The sequence below is a fragment of the Bradyrhizobium sp. BRP22 genome, from assembly GCF_020194175.1.
Classification (GTDB): domain Bacteria; phylum Pseudomonadota; class Alphaproteobacteria; order Rhizobiales; family Xanthobacteraceae; genus Bradyrhizobium.
The window spans coordinates 1-2,087 of record NZ_JADYVX010000092.1 but is presented as its reverse complement, the minus strand read 5'-3'; the positions used below and the strand labels follow the sequence as shown (position 1 = coordinate 2,087).

At 53.7% G+C, this 2,087-nt stretch carries 2 protein-coding genes; one reads left to right on the top strand and one right to left on the bottom strand.

The genetic code is table 11. The features are described from left to right. Nucleotides 1-216, bottom strand: a 216-nt coding sequence (gene mobC, locus I6F35_RS39475; RefSeq protein ID WP_139432058.1) for a relaxase accessory protein MobC, incomplete at its 3' end; no start/stop codon positions are given. A gap of 91 nt (nucleotides 217-307) precedes the next feature. Between mobC and mobQ the strand changes: the two genes are divergently transcribed. Next, nucleotides 308-2,087, top strand: a 1,780-nt coding sequence (gene mobQ, locus I6F35_RS39470) for a MobQ family relaxase (RefSeq protein WP_225122952.1), incomplete at its 3' end; no start/stop codon positions are given.

Sequence of the window (2,087 nt, the reverse complement as noted above, 5' to 3'; positions counted from 1 at the left end):
CAGTATGCGCGTCACATCAGCCTGTCGTGTCACCTCTGCCTTCAGGAACTGGAGTAACCAGGCACGCAACTGCACCTCCTCCGGCTTTCTGACCTTTGCCAGCAATGCTGCACCCACAACAACCTTCTGCGCTGTGTCCAGGCTCCGGCTCTTCGCCTTCAGGCGCTGTAATCTCGCCTCAGCATCAGCAATCTTCTGTTCGAGCGTTCTGCTCATGATGTAACTCCGTGCGCGATGAAAAATCGCATTTTAGCGCGTCACTGGTAGTTTAAAAACTGAGCTGGCATAATGCACGGCAAATCACGAAGTGCGCACTTATACAATCTCCACTCCGTTTCGATTGTGTGCGCCCTGCGGGGCTGAAAGAAAACTACAAAAAGGCATTACGGCAGAAATGGCGATTTATCATCTCAGCATGAAAATTATCTCCAGAAGCAGCGGCTACAGCGCCGTAGCTTCCGCTGCCTATCGTTCCGGTTCACTGATGCTTGATGAGCGTACCGGACTGACTCACGACTACACCCGCAAAAGCGGTGTGGCTGAAGCTGTGATTCTGACCCCCGCGACAGCCCCTGCCTGGTGTACGAACCGTGCCGAACTCTGGAATGCCGTTGAGAAGGCCGAATGCCGGAAGAACTCACAACTTGCGCGGGAAATTGAACTCGCCATCCCCCACGAACTGCCGCAGGATGCCGCACGGGAAACCGTTCTCGCCTTTGTCAGAGAAAACTTTGTCAGTCAGGGCATGATTGCTGATGTGGCGTTCCATCACATGGATAAAACAAATCCCCATGCGCACATCATGCTGACCACGAGGGCTATCGGACCTGCTGGGTTCAGCGGAAAGGTCAGGGACTGGAACGACCGGACACATGCCGAGACGTGGCGTGCATCATGGGCTGACCATGCAAACAGAGCACTGGCGAACGCCGGTTATCAGGAAGAGATAGACCATCGTTCATACGAGCGACAGGGGCTTGAGAAAACGCCTGGTATTCACCTCGGAAAGTCTGCCTGTGCGATGGAAACACGCGGTATCGAAACAGAACGCGGCGAACAGAATCGTCTGATTAACAGGCTTAACCTGGAAATACAGATTTCCCGCACCGAACTCAGGAACGGAGGGCTGACAGAGCCTGCCCGCCGTGTGGCTGACCTTCTGAATATCGGGCTTCCTGACAACGCAACTTCGTACACACTACGTGACATTATCGAAGCGTTGCCGAAGGACAGTAACTCGGCATGGAAACTCACCAGTAATGCCATGTCGATGATGGCAGATATGCAGGCGACGCGCAGACGCTGGGAAGAGCTGAACACCGAACGAAAGGAAGCGATGAGCCATGCTGCCAGCCTGAAAAAATCATCGCCGTTTTCGTCCGGTTTTTCCCGTATTCCCCTGATGCAATGGGCGGCACCGGAATACCGTAGCGAACAGGGAAAAATCCAGTCGCTGAGCCAGCAAATGGAAAAATTACGACAGCATTACCGGAAGGTGGAGAAACAGGACATTCCCGCGAGTCAGATGGCATTTGAAAAACAGTGGCAGCAGTGGGGGGAATCCGGCCTTGCAGCTCTCAGAGCCCAGTTGCTTAAACGTGAAGAGGAATTGCGCCGGAAGGAACAGGAAGATACTGAACGTAGTCGCGCGGAGCAGCTCAGGAAAAATGACAATGCCGTTATGGATTCAGGGGTGCTGAGAGCAGTCGTTACGGGGTATGGCGAGGCTCCCATGCCTGGTAACGGGGAAATGACCTGTTACCTTCTGCTTCACAACCGGAACGGAGAATATACGCTCTGGGGGAACGAGCTGGAGAAATACCGCACCAGAATCTTTGAGCGTGTTGATTTAATGCGTGACAGGAGTGGTTATATCTGTGACCGAAGCGAAATCGGTCAACATCCACCACTGCAACGTGTTTATTCCTCTGCGACCTTTGAGCAACTTCTGACGCAGGTTTGCCAGACATGGCCGCAATATACCCGCAATCTCCGCCAGCCGAAGACATGGCCGGAGTCTTTCTGTCTTGGAGAAGACCGCCAGCCAGCCATGCCATCACTGGCAGCAAGGAAGGTGGATTTTACGC